This window comes from Rhodococcus sp. NPDC019647 (assembly GCF_044389235.1).
GTDB lineage: Bacteria > Actinomycetota > Actinomycetes > Mycobacteriales > Mycobacteriaceae > Rhodococcus_F > Rhodococcus_F oxybenzonivorans.
Map to the genome: position 1 here is coordinate 15,421 of NZ_JBIRXS010000005.1, position 14,224 is coordinate 29,644.

14 protein-coding genes and 3 pseudogenes are annotated in these 14,224 nt (G+C 65.8%); 10 read left to right on the forward strand and 7 right to left on the reverse strand.

The window, feature by feature from the left end; translation table 11 throughout:
- Window positions 1-280 precede the first annotated feature (280 nt).
- From ACH49N_RS12530 to ACH49N_RS12540, 3 genes are all read right to left on the reverse strand, one after another.
- The gene (locus tag ACH49N_RS12530) at window positions 281-1,147 is read right to left on the reverse strand and encodes a PE-PPE domain-containing protein (protein ID WP_358272680.1); all 867 of its coding nucleotides are present in this window, start codon (window positions 1,145-1,147) and stop codon (window positions 281-283) included.
- 80 nt (window positions 1,148-1,227) lie between these two features.
- Window positions 1,228-1,632, reverse strand: coding sequence for a DUF1304 domain-containing protein (locus ACH49N_RS12535; protein WP_250776612.1), 405 nt, complete (start codon window positions 1,630-1,632; stop codon window positions 1,228-1,230).
- Window positions 1,629-2,093, reverse strand: coding sequence for a hypothetical protein (locus ACH49N_RS12540; protein WP_159925276.1), 465 nt, complete (start codon window positions 2,091-2,093; stop codon window positions 1,629-1,631). Before ACH49N_RS12540 ends, ACH49N_RS12535 begins: the two co-directional genes overlap by 4 nt.
- A gap of 87 nt (window positions 2,094-2,180) precedes the next feature.
- Here ACH49N_RS12540 and ACH49N_RS12545 point away from each other — a divergent pair, with 87 nt between their 5' ends.
- Entirely contained in the window at window positions 2,181-3,266 is a 1,086-nt protein-coding gene (locus tag ACH49N_RS12545) for a helix-turn-helix transcriptional regulator (protein ID WP_358272681.1), read from the forward strand.
- Here the strand turns inward: ACH49N_RS12545 and ACH49N_RS12550 are convergent, their stop codons facing one another.
- Window positions 3,267-3,911 carry a dihydrofolate reductase family protein gene (locus tag ACH49N_RS12550; protein ID WP_250776615.1) on the reverse strand — a complete coding sequence of 215 codons (645 nt, stop codon included), beginning with the start codon at window positions 3,909-3,911 and terminating at the stop codon, window positions 3,267-3,269.
- 206 nt (window positions 3,912-4,117) lie between these two features.
- Between ACH49N_RS12550 and ACH49N_RS12555 the strand changes: the two genes are divergently transcribed.
- From ACH49N_RS12555 to ACH49N_RS12570, 4 genes and pseudogenes are all read left to right on the forward strand, one after another.
- The gene (locus ACH49N_RS12555; protein WP_358272683.1) at window positions 4,118-4,783 is read left to right on the forward strand and encodes a HEAT repeat domain-containing protein; all 666 of its coding nucleotides are present in this window, start codon (window positions 4,118-4,120) and stop codon (window positions 4,781-4,783) included.
- A gap of 14 nt (window positions 4,784-4,797) precedes the next feature.
- Window positions 4,798-5,814 carry a MerR family transcriptional regulator gene (locus ACH49N_RS12560; protein ID WP_358272685.1) on the forward strand — a complete coding sequence of 339 codons (1,017 nt, stop codon included), beginning with the start codon at window positions 4,798-4,800 and terminating at the stop codon, window positions 5,812-5,814.
- A gap of 159 nt (window positions 5,815-5,973) precedes the next feature.
- Complete coding sequence (locus ACH49N_RS12565) at window positions 5,974-6,714, forward strand: NAD(P)H-binding protein (protein WP_358272687.1); 741 nt, start codon at window positions 5,974-5,976, stop codon at window positions 6,712-6,714.
- A gap of 74 nt (window positions 6,715-6,788) precedes the next feature.
- A pseudogene (locus ACH49N_RS12570) lies at window positions 6,789-7,041 on the forward strand (alpha/beta fold hydrolase); the annotation flags it as partial.
- On the opposite strand, the pseudogene ACH49N_RS12575 reads toward ACH49N_RS12570, so the two are convergent.
- Window positions 7,029-7,739, reverse strand: a pseudogene (locus tag ACH49N_RS12575) (PrpF domain-containing protein); the annotation flags it as partial. The pseudogenes ACH49N_RS12570 and ACH49N_RS12575 sit on opposite strands and share 13 nt — an antisense overlap.
- A gap of 124 nt (window positions 7,740-7,863) precedes the next feature.
- Entirely contained in the window at window positions 7,864-9,249 is a 1,386-nt protein-coding gene (locus ACH49N_RS12580) for an SLC13 family permease (RefSeq protein ID WP_358272689.1), read from the reverse strand.
- 139 nt (window positions 9,250-9,388) lie between these two features.
- On the opposite strand from ACH49N_RS12580, the gene ACH49N_RS12585 reads away from it, so the two are divergent.
- From ACH49N_RS12585 to ACH49N_RS12605, 5 genes and pseudogenes are all read left to right on the forward strand, one after another.
- Complete coding sequence (locus ACH49N_RS12585) at window positions 9,389-10,315, forward strand: LysR family transcriptional regulator (protein ID WP_358272691.1); 927 nt, start codon at window positions 9,389-9,391, stop codon at window positions 10,313-10,315.
- 514 nt (window positions 10,316-10,829) lie between these two features.
- Window positions 10,830-11,261: a helix-turn-helix domain-containing protein gene (locus tag ACH49N_RS12590; RefSeq protein ID WP_358272693.1), complete on the forward strand. Its 432-nt coding sequence runs from the start codon at window positions 10,830-10,832 to the stop codon at window positions 11,259-11,261.
- A 191-nt stretch (window positions 11,262-11,452) separates the two neighbouring features.
- On the forward strand, window positions 11,453-13,258 hold the full coding sequence (locus ACH49N_RS12595; protein ID WP_358272694.1) for a zinc ribbon domain-containing protein: 1,806 nt from the start codon (window positions 11,453-11,455) through the stop codon (window positions 13,256-13,258).
- 35 nt (window positions 13,259-13,293) lie between these two features.
- Window positions 13,294-13,545 (forward strand): annotated as a pseudogene (locus ACH49N_RS12600) (type II toxin-antitoxin system RelE/ParE family toxin); the annotation flags it as partial.
- A gap of 5 nt (window positions 13,546-13,550) precedes the next feature.
- Entirely contained in the window at window positions 13,551-13,856 is a 306-nt protein-coding gene (locus ACH49N_RS12605) for a helix-turn-helix domain-containing protein (protein ID WP_358272698.1), read from the forward strand.
- 252 nt (window positions 13,857-14,108) lie between these two features.
- Here the strand turns inward: ACH49N_RS12605 and ACH49N_RS12610 are convergent, their stop codons facing one another.
- On the reverse strand, window positions 14,109-14,222 hold the full coding sequence (locus ACH49N_RS12610; protein ID WP_358272972.1) for an HNH endonuclease signature motif containing protein: 114 nt from the start codon (window positions 14,220-14,222) through the stop codon (window positions 14,109-14,111).
- Window positions 14,223-14,224 lie beyond the last annotated feature (2 nt).

A 14,224-nucleotide genomic window follows, 5' to 3' on the forward strand; every position in this document is an offset into this window, starting at 1 on the left:
ACTGCGGCGGCGGTCGGCGCCAGGGGAGGCGTTCCAGGCGCAGGTCTGAAGCTGTGGTTGAGCAATCGGGTATCCGGGCACGTCTCTTTAGGAAGGTGTCAGAAGCGGTCGGCAACCGGAGGGAGATCCTGATGAGTGTGCGACAAACGGTGACCGGTGCACTCGCGGTCGGGAGGTTGGCGCTCGACGCGGGAGTGGCTCTCATCTCCCTCGGCGGCCTGATGGCAGTGCACAGTGCGGTCGGTGAGGGAGCGTCGATGGCCGTCGTAGCGCGTTCGGTTCAGGCGGCCGGGCTCAGTGACTCGGAGACCGTGTGGTCATCCACCGTGTCGCACAGCCAGCGTGCCAACACCTGACATCCGGTCAACCCACTCGCGTCGAGGGGCTCGGTTGCGTACGCGATGTGCCGTCCACCCCGCCGGTTGGCGATACGAATGCCACGCCAGGCCAGCCGTGGCGGGAGGTAGCCAAGAATTTCGACGAGTGCGATACGCAGACGCCGGAGGTCGGTACGCCACTGACGGGGGCTGAAGCGGGTTTTCGCCGCATTCTGGAAACTGTTGTGGCGGAGCAGCTGCCACATGTGCGTACACCAGGTGTGCACGGTGTGCAAGGACATCGATCGGGTGAGATCCGCAATGTCGCGGATGTAGCTGTCGTCGCTGGCGTTGCAGATCATGTCCTGCGGGTTCGCCACCCACATCACCGAAACCGCGGCGGGGAGTGGCGGGCCTTCGCCGGCGACGCCGCGTCCCTCGCAGCCCGGCACCACCCCGGCCGGTTGCTGCGGATCCGAAATGAATCCGGCGGCAACGATGCGGCCCGCTGGGACAATGCCCGCAGCGATCATTCCGAGAAGTTCCCGGATGACCGTGCACCCCTGCGAGTAGCCGATCAGGGCGATCGGGCCGGCGTCCTCCCGGAGTCGGTCGAGTAACGCGCAGACGCCCGCTTCGGTGCTCTGCACGTAGCTGAGGCCACCCGTCGCGACCGGCCCGTACGACGCTGGGTAACCCACCCATCGGGGCGCAAAACGGTCGTCGAGTCGGACGGTCACCTCGCGGAGGAGGCCCGAGACTTCGGTGCGGCGGTCATCGGGACGGGATTCGCCGGTGCCACCGACGGCGAGCACGGTCATCTGTGACATCACTCCATGGTGCCGCCCGGTGACGCTCCCGGGTGGGTTCGGAGCCTGAGAACTTACTGGCAATCGCGAGACGATCGTGCTCATCCGATCGCCAGGGCCACCAACGCCACCAGGGGAGGTGTGCTCTGGGACAGGGCTCCGGCGACGCCCGACCCGCGAGGGCGGCTCAGGGCCATACGGTCCGAGGCGGCCAGGGCGATTCCTGCGAGGAACATGAAGATGCAGGTGTAGATCACGAGGGTGCGGCCTGCGGTGTCCGACCCGGCCCACCAGAGAACCACACCGGCCACTGCGCCGGAACCGAGGAACAAGTTGTAGAACCCGACGTTGAACGCCCACAGGCGGACAGCCGGTACGTCGGAGGTGGGAATCCTGAACAGCCGCTCGTGCACCGACGGCCGGAGGAACACCACCGATTCCCACACGAACGCGAGTAGGTGAACGGCCGCCGCGATCAGCGCGGCAATCTGAGCAATGACGATCATGACGCACCCGCTTGGCTCGCCAGCGTGATCCCGTACTCGTTCGCGACCTCGAGGAGAAGGGGTGCGGCGTCCTCCTCCGAGTGCTGAGCGCGACCGAGAGCGTCGAGTTCGGTGAAGAACCCGCTCATGTGCGCACCGGCCGTGACGAGGAGGAACTCGGCAGACTCGCTGAGAACGGTGAAGGTGTTCATCGTTCCCGGGGGGAAGGTGATGGATTCACCCGCGGCGAGTTCGTAACCGGTGTCGGCCGCCTGAACGAGAATCCGGCCGCGCAACAGGTGGTAGGACTTCGGCCACGGCTCGGTATGCAGTGGCCCCGGTCTGCCTTGCCGACTCTCGACCAGGAAGACCTCGTATGCCCCGCGGGTGACCTCGCCGGGTACCAGCACCGTGATATCCGCGTCGGGAATGGTGAGGCGTGGGCCGTCACAGGAGCGGAGGATGTGAACGTGGGTAGACATACTGCGACCGTAGAACCGGGATGATCGGTGGCCCATCCCAGAAATCTGGGATAGCCGCGACGGTGTGAGCAGCGCATACTTGGCTGCATGCTCGAGATCCGAGCGGACAGGATCCGCCGGGAAGTGGTGGCGTTGGCGGCATCGGGTGCCGGCGTCACGCAAGTGCACGAGCGCGCCATCGAGCTGGTCGAGCAGACGGTGCGCAGTGACCTGACGTGTTGGGCGATGATCGACCCGGAGTCGCTCGCGATCAGTTCGATGACCAGCGGGCGCAATCGCATTCCTCAGGAATACGAGCCGCTGCTTGCCGAGTCGGAATACGGCGGAAGTGATCCCGCGACGTTCGCCGATCTCGCCTGTACCGGTCGTGGAGTCGCGCGTGCCTCCGACCTGCACGTCGACGAGGTGGCGCGCAGTCTCCGGCACAGTTCCGTGTGGCGGCCCCTCGGTCTGCCACGAGAGGTTCGGGTCATCTTCCGAGTGGACGGAACCTGCTGGGGTGGAGCCGGCTTCGTTCGATCGGGGCCAGATTTTTCCGACCGCGATGTCGAGTTCCTCGCGCTGGTGGCACCGGGGTTGGCGGCCGCGACCCGGGCGGCGGCAGTGCACGCTCCGGCTACCCACCCACCGGACGATCAGGGGCCGGCAGTGGTGTTGACGAGTGCCACGGGCGATCCCCTTTCCTTCACTTCCGCGGCCCGAACTTGGCGGGATCGCGTCGAGGAAGTCGCCCACGGGCGGATGACCGTGGTGCTACGGGCCGCGACATTCGGTGCACGGTCCAGCAGTTCCGGGATGTTCCGGGCCCGCATCCGTGACGCACACGGCGGCTGGATTCTGGTGCGAGCAACCGCCATGCTCGGTGGCGACGAACCGCAGACCGTGGTCACTTTCGAATCGGCCGGTGGCAGCGACCTCACCGGTCTGCTGCTCGCCGCCTATGGGTTGACCGCACGAGAACGCGAAATCTGTAGCGACGTCGTGGCGGGATACGCCACATCCGACATCGCGCAGCGCCGTGCCATCACTGCGAATACCGTGCAGGATCACCTGAAATCCGTCTATGCGAAGACGGGAGTTCGCAGTCGCGCCGAACTCGCTGCGCGGCTCCGATTCGGCCCTGCGACGGAACCGGCAGGCGCCGGTTCCCCGCAGGTGCGTCGGGCAGAGTGATCACCTGCGCCAGAACAGGTGGTGTGCCACACCGCTGGGGCTCGGCACAACCTCGAGATGAAACCGGTCGAGCAGTTCATCGGGGGAATCCCACAGTCGCACGCCGGACCCGAGTTGCACCGGAGAGACCACCACATGCATGGTGTCCACGAGGTCGGCGTCGAGGAACTGCCGGATGGTGGTAGCCCCGCCGCCGAGTCGGACGTCCTTGCCGCCCGCGGCGTCACGCGCTTGCTCGAGAACCGTGGCAGGGTCACCTCCGACGAAGTGGAATGTGGTGTCGGAGAGGGTGAACGACGGACGCTCGTGATGAGTCATCACGAATACTGGAGTATGGAACGGCGGTTCGTCGCCCCACCAGCCGCGCCAGCTGTGGTCCTCCCACGGCCCCCGTTGGGGTCCGAACTTGTTGCGGCCCATGATCTCGGCGCCGATGTTTCGGGCGAAATCCCGCGTGAAGTAGTCGTCGAGTCCGCGGCTCCCGCCGGGGTCGGTCCGCATGGGCCAGCTCGCCGTGGCGCCGGCCCAGGTGAACATTTCGCCGGGGTCGGCGTGGCCGAACGGTCTCTCGAAGCTCTGGTTTTCACCGGCGCCGAACCCGTCGCGAGACACCGTGAAGTTCTGGACTCTCAGCAGCTGATCCATTCAGTTTCTCCTGCACTGTCGAAGAGGGTGATGATGGTTGGACTCCGCGAGCCGGACAAACTCATCGGTGGAACTCGCACCCCTCACAGTAGAGAAGGCGGGTGACTCTTCTCGTGCAACCGGATCTGCGAGTTGATCCACGCCCACCCTGACGGCAACGCTTGACCCTGACACAGTGACAAGGACTCGAATGGTCGGCGAAGGAGGTGGTTGTCGTGAACACAACCAACCACGGTGGGTCGAGCGCTCACCTCGTCGACACTCTGGCTGCGGGCGGCCCGTCGAGCCGGCTGCGGGCGGCGCTCGCGGCCGGCACGCGCCCAGACCCCCAGTTCATGGACGCTCTCGTCGCTCGGTGCGCCGTCGAACCGGACTTCTTCGTCCGCGACATGCTGACCTGGGCATTGTGCCGCCTGCCGCCCGAGCTCACGGTGCCGAGACTGGTCCGAGAGCTCGGGTCCGACACTGCGCAGGCCCGCAGTCAGTCGCTGCACACCCTGTCCAAGATCGGGGATCGGCTCGCCTGGCCCGGGGTGTCGGGACTGCTGCACGACGACCACGACGAGGTCGCGCGCAGCGCGTGGCGGGCGGCCGTGGTGCTCGTGCCGCCGGGCGAGGAGGCCGCGCTCGCGGCCGATCTGGCGACAGAACTAGGTCGGGGCGATCAGCACCTGCAGCTCAGTCTGAGCCGTGCGCTGGTCGGACTCGGGGATGCTGTCCTACCGGTCCTCGACGACGCGAGGGCGAGTCCCGATCCGAGGATTCGTGCGCATGCCGATGCTACGAAGCAGCTCTGTCACGACCCCGACAGCGGATTCACCTTTGCACTCGAGGTGGCAACGCGCGTCGCGGTCGCCGGCCCGGACACGTAGCGGAAGGAGAGGGGATGTTGATCGGCGAGGTTTCTCGGCGGTGCGGCGTCAGTACGCGAATGCTGCGTCACTACGACACGTTGGGATTGGTCAGTCCCACCGGCCGCACCACTGGCGGCTACCGCGAATACTCCGCCGGCGACATCCGACGGCTGTTCCACGTCGAGAGCCTGAGGACGTTGGGGCTGTCGTTGAACGAGGTCAAACGAGCATTGGACGGGCCCGATTTCACTCCGGCCGATCTGGTGGGAGACCTCATCCGGCACACCCGCCAGCGAATCGCTGCCGATCAGGAACTGCTCGCGAAGCTCGAACGTGTAGACGCCGCCTCCCCGGCGGAGTGGGAAGATGTCCTGCGCATCGTCGCCCTGCTGCGCGCACTCGAATCGGAGTCGGCGGCCCGTCGTCAACAAGCGATCCTGTCGCAGAGCGGGAAGGCATCGCTACCCGTCGAAGCGCTGGTCGAGGCCGCCCTCGCGGAGGAAGACCCCAATGTGGCCGGTGCGCTGCACTGGTCGTTGGCGAGGGTCGCCGGTCGCGGACTTGCGCATCTTGCCAAGGGTCTCGACGCGGAGGAGGTCGACGTCCGGCGTCGCGCGACTGCCGCGATAGCGGCTGTCCACACAGCGGAGGCAACGGTACATCTGAGACGAGCCCTCGATGATCCGGATGCCGGCATCCGCGGGTACGCCGCCCTGGCTCTCGGCTCTCGGGGAAACGTGGACTCGATACCGGCCCTCCTCGAGATGGTCGTCGACGGGCGGCGCGATGTCGAGGCGGCCGAAGTCCTGGGCCTGCTGACGACCATTGCATCTCCGGCGGAAGATATCGTCGAGGCCCTGCAGCGCGAACTCGACAACGCCGACGATGCACCCACCAGGCTGCGAATCACACAGGCCCTCGCGGAGATTCCCGGCACGGCGGCCCGGGCGGCACTCGGCAGGCTCACCGACGACGGCGACCGGACGATCGCGTCCACCGCGGCAGCGATCGTGAGCGCGCAGGACCGGGGTCGAAGCCCGCTCCGATAATGAAGGCGCATCCGGTCAAAGTTCCCGTCGTCCGATGATGTCCAGATACGAACGGACCCGGCGATAGCGGTTCACAGCGCGTTGCCGAGCGAGGACAATGGGCAGAGGCCTCCGGCATCTCGGCGCCGACCGTCGGCGACGGCCGTGAAAGGTGAGACGATGAAGCTTGCAGTCATCGGTGGTACCGGGTTGATCGGATCGCAGGTGGTCCGCAAGCTGAACGAAGCCGGTCACGAGGCGATTCCCGCGTCGCAGTCCACCGGCGTCGACCTGCTCTCGGGTCAGGGTCTGGACAGCGCACTCGAGGGTGCAGATGTGGTGATCGATGCCTCGAACTCTCCGACCTTCGATGAGGCGTCCCTGGACTTCTTCCGGGCCTCCATGAGTAACCTGCTGGCGGCCGGGGAACGTGCCGGTGTCCGGCATCAGGTGGTCCTCTCGATCGTCGGTGTCGATCAAGTGCCCCAGTTGGACTACTACCGGGCAAAGACCCTCCAGGAGAACCTGCTCCGGCAGGGACCGACGCCGTACTCCATCCTTCGTGCCACCCAGTTCTTCGAGTTCGTCGACGCCGTCTTGTCCTGGACCTCCGACGGCGACACAGTGCGGCTGCCCTCCACCCCACTCCAGCCGATTGCCGCTGCGGAGGTGGTCGATGCGCTCGTCGAAGTCTCCACTGGTACACCGCTGGGAGGTATCCGAGACATTGCCGGTCCGGAGGTTTTTCCTCTCGACGAACTCGGCAGAATCACGTTGGCGGCGCAGGGCGATGCCCGGACCGTGACTCTCGACGAGAACGCCGGGTTGTTCGGCGCAGTTACCGGAGACGTGCTCACAGCGGGTTCAGACGCTCGTCTGGCGCCCACGCACTATCGGGACTGGCTTCAGCAGCGTCGCTGACGTCTGCGAGGGAACTGCAGTTTCGACGCCGCCGACCCGGGTTCGGGTTCCGGCCAACACGGTGAGGAGTCCAGGTGACGCGAGAGGGAAGTATCCAGGTCGGCGACCGGACCATCACGTATCTCGAAGCCGGTGACCCGGGCGGACCACTCGTGCTGCACAACCACGGGGGACCATCGAGCCGACTGGAGGCGGAACTGTTCGATCCGTATGCGAAGGCCAATGGACTGAGATTCGTATGCGCGGACCGGCCGGGCATGGGCGGGTCAGATCTCCAGCGGGGCCGCACCTTCGAAAGCTGGACCGATGACCTCCTGTGCGAGTCCCATCAGGAGTGCAGCCTCGCGGCGAAGGGCGATGAGCGTGGGAAGCCGGTCGGCGAGGGTGTCGTTGTCCTCTGCGCCGGTGAGCCCGAGGTCCGTCGCGTCGAACAGCGCGGCTGGAGCGCCGGCCCGGACGAGTGTTCCTCGATACATGTTGCTGCCGAGCTCGATTCGGTTGACGGCCTGTCCGGTCGGCAGCAGGGTGGTGCGATCGGCGTCCAACCCGGTGAACGTCAGACCCACCGGCACGCCGAGTGCCGGCGTGCCCGGGACCGAGGCGCTTCCCTCGGTGGGGACGTGGCGACCCGGCGTGGCGATCTCTGCCCGCAGTACGGCTCCGGTGTTCTGATTCCGCATGCGCACGATGGTGAGGGTGTCGTCGATGGCGACCAACCCGGCTTGCACTGCGTAGAGGCCGATCGCGGTGGCGCAGTTACCGCAGTCGCTGCCCCATTCGACCGTCCGGTCGTCGATCGCCACCTGAGCGAACAGGTAGTCGACGTCGATGTCCGGCACGGTGGATCGCCGCACGATGGCGGCCTTGGATGTGGTGGAGCTGCCGCCTCCGACGCCGTCGAGCTGCCTCGGATCGCCGGACCCGAAAGCGGCCGTGAGGATGTTGTCGAGTCCGCCGGCGCCGGCGATGTAGGGGTCGATGTCGACGGCGTTGAAAAGCCAGCACTTGCTGGTCCCGCCTCGCATCCAGGTGCCTCGGAGAGTGAACATCGGATGGACCTTTCGATCGTGTCTGTGCTTCCAGGCTGTGGTCCGCGAGGTTCAAGCACAATGGAGAAATCTGTCGTGGTCGTTCAGTGCGGCTTAAGAGTCAGAGCAGTGCCGGCACGACGACCAGGATCAGCCAGCACAGCGCCGGGGCGACGGCGACGACGATGCCCGCGTTGAGCAGCAGCTGACGGTAGAAGCGCGGCCGCTCGATGTTCTGGGCATTGGCCAGAACGAGGGCGCCGTTCGTCGAGAACGGGGACACGTCGACGACGGTGGCGGAGATGGCGAGAGCGGCGACGACACCGACCACTGGTAGCGCTCCCGTTCCCAGCAGCGGCATGGCGAGCGGAATTACCGCGGCGAGCAGTGCTGTGGAGGATGCGAAGGCGGAGGTGACGCCGATGACGTAGCAGAGCACGAACGCGACGATGAGCGGTGCGCCGATGGTGATGGCCATCTCTGCCAGGTGGTCGATGGTGCCCACCTCTTGGAGGATGGAGATGTAGGTGACCATGCCCGCCACGAGCAGGACCGTCGACCAGCTGATGTCCGCGATCGCGTCGTTCTGCTTCTTCAGATCGGTGAACGCCAGGACTGCTCCCGCCGCGATGGCTATGAAGCTGATCGGCAGATGCAGGACCAGGACCAGCACCAACAGGGCCCCGATGAGGAACAGTGTCAGCTTTTGGGCGCGGGTAACGGGTGCGGGTGCATCGATGAGGGTGGTCGAGACCGGCCGCGTGAGTACCCGCGTGCCCGGTGCTCCGGAGCTGCTGCTGCTGCCGCCCGTGGGCAGTGTCGTCCGGTGCGGCGCGCCGTCACGTGAACCGCCGAGGGGCGCGGTATCAGTCGACCCGGTTGCGGAGAACTCCAGTCCTCGGGTGCGGGCGAGCGCGGCGTAGCCGACCACCGTCAGCACCGAGAGCAGCAGGTTGATGCCGTAACTGGAGAAGAACAACGTCCACGGGGCGATCGAGAGGCCGTTCGACTCGACGATGTCTCGGACCAGGACACCGGAGACGGAGATCGGGGAGAAGGCGCCGGCGTGGGCCCCGTTGATGACCATGATGCCCATGACCAGCGGGCTCATGTGAGTGCGGGCGGCGAACGCCATCGCGGCAGGGATGATCAGAGCGACGGCGGCGGGACTGAAAGTTCCCAGTGCGGTGAGCACGGATGCGGTGAAGAAGAACACCCAGGGAACGACCGTGACCCGTCCGTTCACCGCACGAATGCAGCTGTTGACCAGCAGGTCGATGGTGCCGTTGCGCTTGGCCATGCCGAAGAAGTAGGTCACTCCGACGATGGTGAGCACGATCGAACTCGGAAACGCGGTGAGAATTTCCTTGTCGTCGTACCCGAGTGCGAAATAGCCGAAGACGAAAGCGCCGATGAAGCCGAGAATGCCGATGTTGATCGGAAAGAAGGTGGCGATCGCGAACATCGCAACGAGCGCGATGAGCGGGAGGATCTCGATGGAGGTCATAAGAGAGCTTTCCAGGCGTGGGCAGAAGGTCACATTCAGCGCTTGAACGTCGTCCAAATCACACTATTGACGGCACCGGCTTAAGGGCAATACCGTTTCGTTACTGATCCCTTTAGCTCAACTGAAGTCGGGAGGTCGAGTGCAGCACTCATTCGACGTCGTCACGCTGTTCCTGTTGCTCGACATTGCGGAAGCGGGTTCGTTGACTGCCGGTGCCGAGCGCGCTCGGATGACCCCTTCGGCTGCGTCGCAGCGCATCGCCAAGCTCGAACACAGCATCAAGCAGCCGGTGCTCACCCGGCTGCCCCGTGGGGTCCAGCTCACCGAGGCCGGTGAAGTCCTGACCAGCCGCGCTCGCCTGTTCCGACGCGAGATGCGCGCCGCGAGCGGCGATCTCGAAGCGATCCGTGGCCTGCAGCGCGGGTCTGTGCGGCTCGGTTCTTTCCCTACGGTCAGCGCGTCGCTGCTCTCTGACGCGCTGAAGGAGTACCACTCACGGTGGCCTGAAGTCGACGTGCGGGTGCGTTCGGCGGTACGCCCGCAACTTCTCGACATGCTGCACTCGAGCGAGGTGGATCTGGCGTTGCTGTGGAGCTACTCGTGGACCGAGGAAGCCGAGCGGTCGCTATCGCTGGAATCGTTGATGGAGGACGAGACGGTCCTGTTGCTGCCCATCGATCATCGGAGCGACGACGAGATCGCGCTCCCGGATCTTTGCGATGCTCGTTGGATCATCCGAAGCAACGACCATCCGGCAGGGGAGGTTCTTCTCCGCAGTTGCCGCGCAGCCGGATTCGAACCCGACGTCGTCTACGAAGCCCACGACTACCAAGAGATCGAAGCGATGGTCGCCGCCGGCGTCGGAATCGCCATGGTACCGAGACTCGCCGTGGCCTACCACCGGCCGGACGTCCGGACGGTGACTTTTCGTGAGCAGGACCATGTGCCGACGCGCGTCATCTACATCGCCTCTCTCGCCCGCCGCCAGTACACCCCCGCCATGTACGCGATCTCACGCGCACTACGCGGCGCCGCCGACCGCATGGCCACTGCGCCGTCCGTCTGACGGCGGAGGAGGTGCACGTCCCGAAGGGCCGAGTGTGAAAGCAGCACTGAAAGCCCGGCAGCGGTACGACGCGGTCGCCGGCGTCACGCGCATCGACGAACGCAGCCCCGAGTGCCGCCGCTGCGCATGGCTGCCAGGACGGTTTCGTATCGGATCGACCGACTGCCGTACCGCCCACTGCTCTCGCTCGATTAGCGTCTGATCCCGCAGCATCGGGACATGCGACCCCAGAGGCGACAGAATCTCGAGGCCCTGCGGAAGCAGGCGCATGCCGGCGCGGCCCTGCCCAGAACAGCGTAGGCACTGCGAACGGTCGAGATCAGGCGGCTTGCCAGAATCGGCCGAGTACGCCACGCTGAGCCCCGAGCACGAGGACTACCGGCGAGCCCAGATCGCGCACCGATGAGTTTCCCGCGCCGCGCTGGTCTATACGCCGGACACCCACGGACGGAAAGGCTCTCAACAGTTGGTTTGACATATGATACTCCCTGATTCTTTCTGCTCCTCTCGATTCATGCGCATTGGCGAGGCCGCGGCGTATCTGAACATGTCAGTCGTGGGCGTCGGTAAGGCCGCGTCGGAAGGCCGGTTGCCGTCCCGGCGTACGGGTTCCGGCCAGCGCGTGTTTGATCGCACTGACCTCGATGCCTACCTCGGCCGTCCTCCTGCCCTGGACAAGGCTCTGGTCGACCGGGTGGAAGCGTTGTACTGCCGGGTGTCCGGCTCGACGGGGCAGGAGTCCTCGCTCGCCGATCAGGAGTCGATGTTGCGTGAGAGCGCTTCCGGGGCCGTGTACCGGGTGTACAAGGATCGCGGTTCTGGTGTGAGGGAAACGCGGGCCGGTGTGGACCGGATGCGTCGACGACGCCGCCGAAGGCCACTTCACGGTGGTGCGGGTGGTGTGGCGGGATCGTTCGGCCCGCCTGCGGACTCCCTCCGAGGCTAAATGTCGGTGGTCGGGGTTACGGTCGAGGTCCTGCGGGAGCATGGCGACACATCGGTGGGGGGAAGAGTTGATCGATGACTTCATGGGGTTGCCGGCGTCGTTTTCGGGCCGGTGCTACCGGTTGCGGTCGAAGCAGAATCAACGCCGACTTCTCGGGCGATGCGGCAGCGAGGTTGGAGGAGGGATAGCCGATGACTGTTGCCGGATTCACTGTGCCGCGCCAGTTTTCGTTCACCACCCGCCCGTATGCGGCGGTCGACGACGCTACCGGCGCCTCGCTCGGGCTCGACGAGATCGATCGTCGTGTTCGGTGGTTGCTCGATTTGATCGGCGCCGCGCAGTCGGAGTTGGTGTTTCGGTTGTGGCACCCGGCCACCTTCGATGCCCTTACCGCCGGACGTGATGGTCAGGGCCGGAAGCTCCCGATGCAGGGGCATGTCGCTGCGGCGCGTCTGGGGTGGAACCCGTCCTACCCGACCGGTGTGTACGTGCCGTCGCGGGTGAGCCGGGTGGTCACCGCCCAGGCGATCGGCACGCTGCGCACCCTGGCTTACCGGGACGACGCCATCGGGTCGCTGTCGGCCAGGTTCGACCCCGTCACCGGCCGGCTGACGCCGCCCACCACGGCCGGCGAATACGTGCCGCACGGCTACGCGCGCGGCGTGGCACGACAACTCACTGCGCGCGCCCGCCGCACCGACGGCGCGGCCACCGAACGCCTACGCATCACCGATGTACAGGAACCGCCGCGGACATCGGTGATGGCCAGGCTTTCCGCCGCCGATCGACAACTCTCGCAGATCACCGTCGCAGACGGTGTGATGGTGTTAACGGTCAAACTGCCCACCACCGCCGCCCCGACAGGTCGGGCGCACTGGCGCAGGGTCCGCCTGATCGCCGCGATCCCACCACACCTGCACACCAGAGCAATCACCGACTGGCATCTGCCGACCCTCGTCCTCGACCACCGAGGTGTGCTGCTGCGCTGCGCGGCCACCGAGCACGTGCCCACCACTGATCTGAACGCGGCAACAACCGCCGTGGGGGTGGATTGGTCACCGGCCACCCTCGGAGCAGCCGCGATCGTCACCGAACGCCCCGACGGACTGGTCTCGGACTACCGGGGCTTCACCTACGACGACCGCGGTCTGGGAATCAAACTGGCCCGCCTGCAAGCGGAAGGCCAACACCTGCACCGCAAAGCCGCACGTTTGACGCGGCTCGCCGCGACCGCACCACCCGAGGTGCGCGCCAACCTGGAAAACAAGATCGCGGTCCTCGACGCCCACCGCACCGCGGTCGGTGTCAAACGGGGCAAGATCAACCGGGAGCTAGCGTTTCACTTCGGCCGGGAAGTGACCGACTACGCTATCGCGGCGGGCGCGAAGGTGATCGGGGTGGAAGACCTCAGCACCCTCGAAACGCGGGGGCACGGCCGGGTGAACAACAATCGGGCCGCGCAGTCCGTCCGCCGCCAAGCCGTCGACGCTCTCGCACACACGGCCGCGGGGGTCGGTGTGACGGTGGTGTCCGTCCCGGCCCGCGGAACGTCGGCGCTGTGCCCGGGCTGTAACGACACGCTCTCCCGCCCGGGCGGCTATCACCGGGCGTGGTGCGCACGGTGCAAGGTCGGCGGCAATCGTGATCACGTAGCAGGGGTGAACCTCGCTAAACGTGCACTACTGGGGCGCAGCAAAGTTGTTCGCAAGCGCGGGAAGAACCCGGAGATTCGGGTTACCGAACATGCGCCGGTCCGGCAGTGCCGCGACAAGACCAGTCCCACCCCGAGCCGGCCGCGTCATCGCCGGGCCCGCCGCAGTGTTCCCACCGCGACACCCCGGGCGGGGGTGAATCAGATAAGAATTGTTCCTGCACCTCGAGCGTCGGTGTGGGACACGGTCAAACCCGCCACATCGCACGGTGTCACGGGTAGCCGTGACGTACCTATATCTCCGGCATCGGCCGCGTCAGTGGCAGATAGTATGAGATATAAGTAGACGCTGGTCGAAGAGTGGCTTGCACTCGAGCTACTCGCGGAGCGCAGCTCGGCCGCCCTTTGGTCGACGCGGTGAAGGCGTCCCGTCACAAGAACATGAAGGAGCTCAGGCCGGGGTCCAGTGGCCGCTCGGAGCTGCGGGTGCTGTTCGCGTTCGACCCCGAGCGAAAGGCGATACTGCTGGTTGCCGGCAACAAGGCCGGACAATGGAAGACCTGGTACAAGCTCAACATCCCGATCGCCGATGACCGCTTCGCGGCCCATCTCGACGAGTTGAAAGGTAGGTGAACACGATGGCAAAGAGCCTTGAGCAGATGCTCGCCGAGCGTCCTGTCGATCGCGGCGCAGTCGAGGCACACAAGACCCGCATGATCGACGAGGTGCGTGCGTATCGACTTCAGGAGCTGCGTGAATCGGTGGCGATGACACAGAAACAGCTGGCCGAGCGGCTCGGAGTCGGGCAGAACCGGGTGTCCAACATCGAGCACGGCGACCTCGAACGTGTGCAGATCGACACGTTGCGCCGGTATGTCGAAGCCGTCGGCGGAGCCCTACGCGTCGAGGTCGAACTCGGCGACGAGCGCTTCCAGATCGCGTAATACCGACGACCTGGGACAGCCGCGATGCGGTCCGCATGAATGACGACCGTTGATGGATCCGCCAGCGGACAACAACAGAGTCCGTGTGGTGTCGGAGCAAGCGGCCGAGACGCTGCACGCGTTACGCTCAGTCAGATCACGGCGTGAGGCTAGGGGAGCGGACAGATGGCCAGACAGGCGGGTTGGGTTCGATCCGGCGGGTCGGCTTCGGAAGAATTTGGGGAAGGCGATATGGCGCTCCGCAGGCAAGCCCTACCCCGACGCGATGAGCTTGTTCGACTTGGTCCGGTTGCACCGCCAGCACAAGGTTTGGAGATTCCCCGGCGCTGTCAGACCACCCTTGGACACAGGCATGATGTGATCCACCT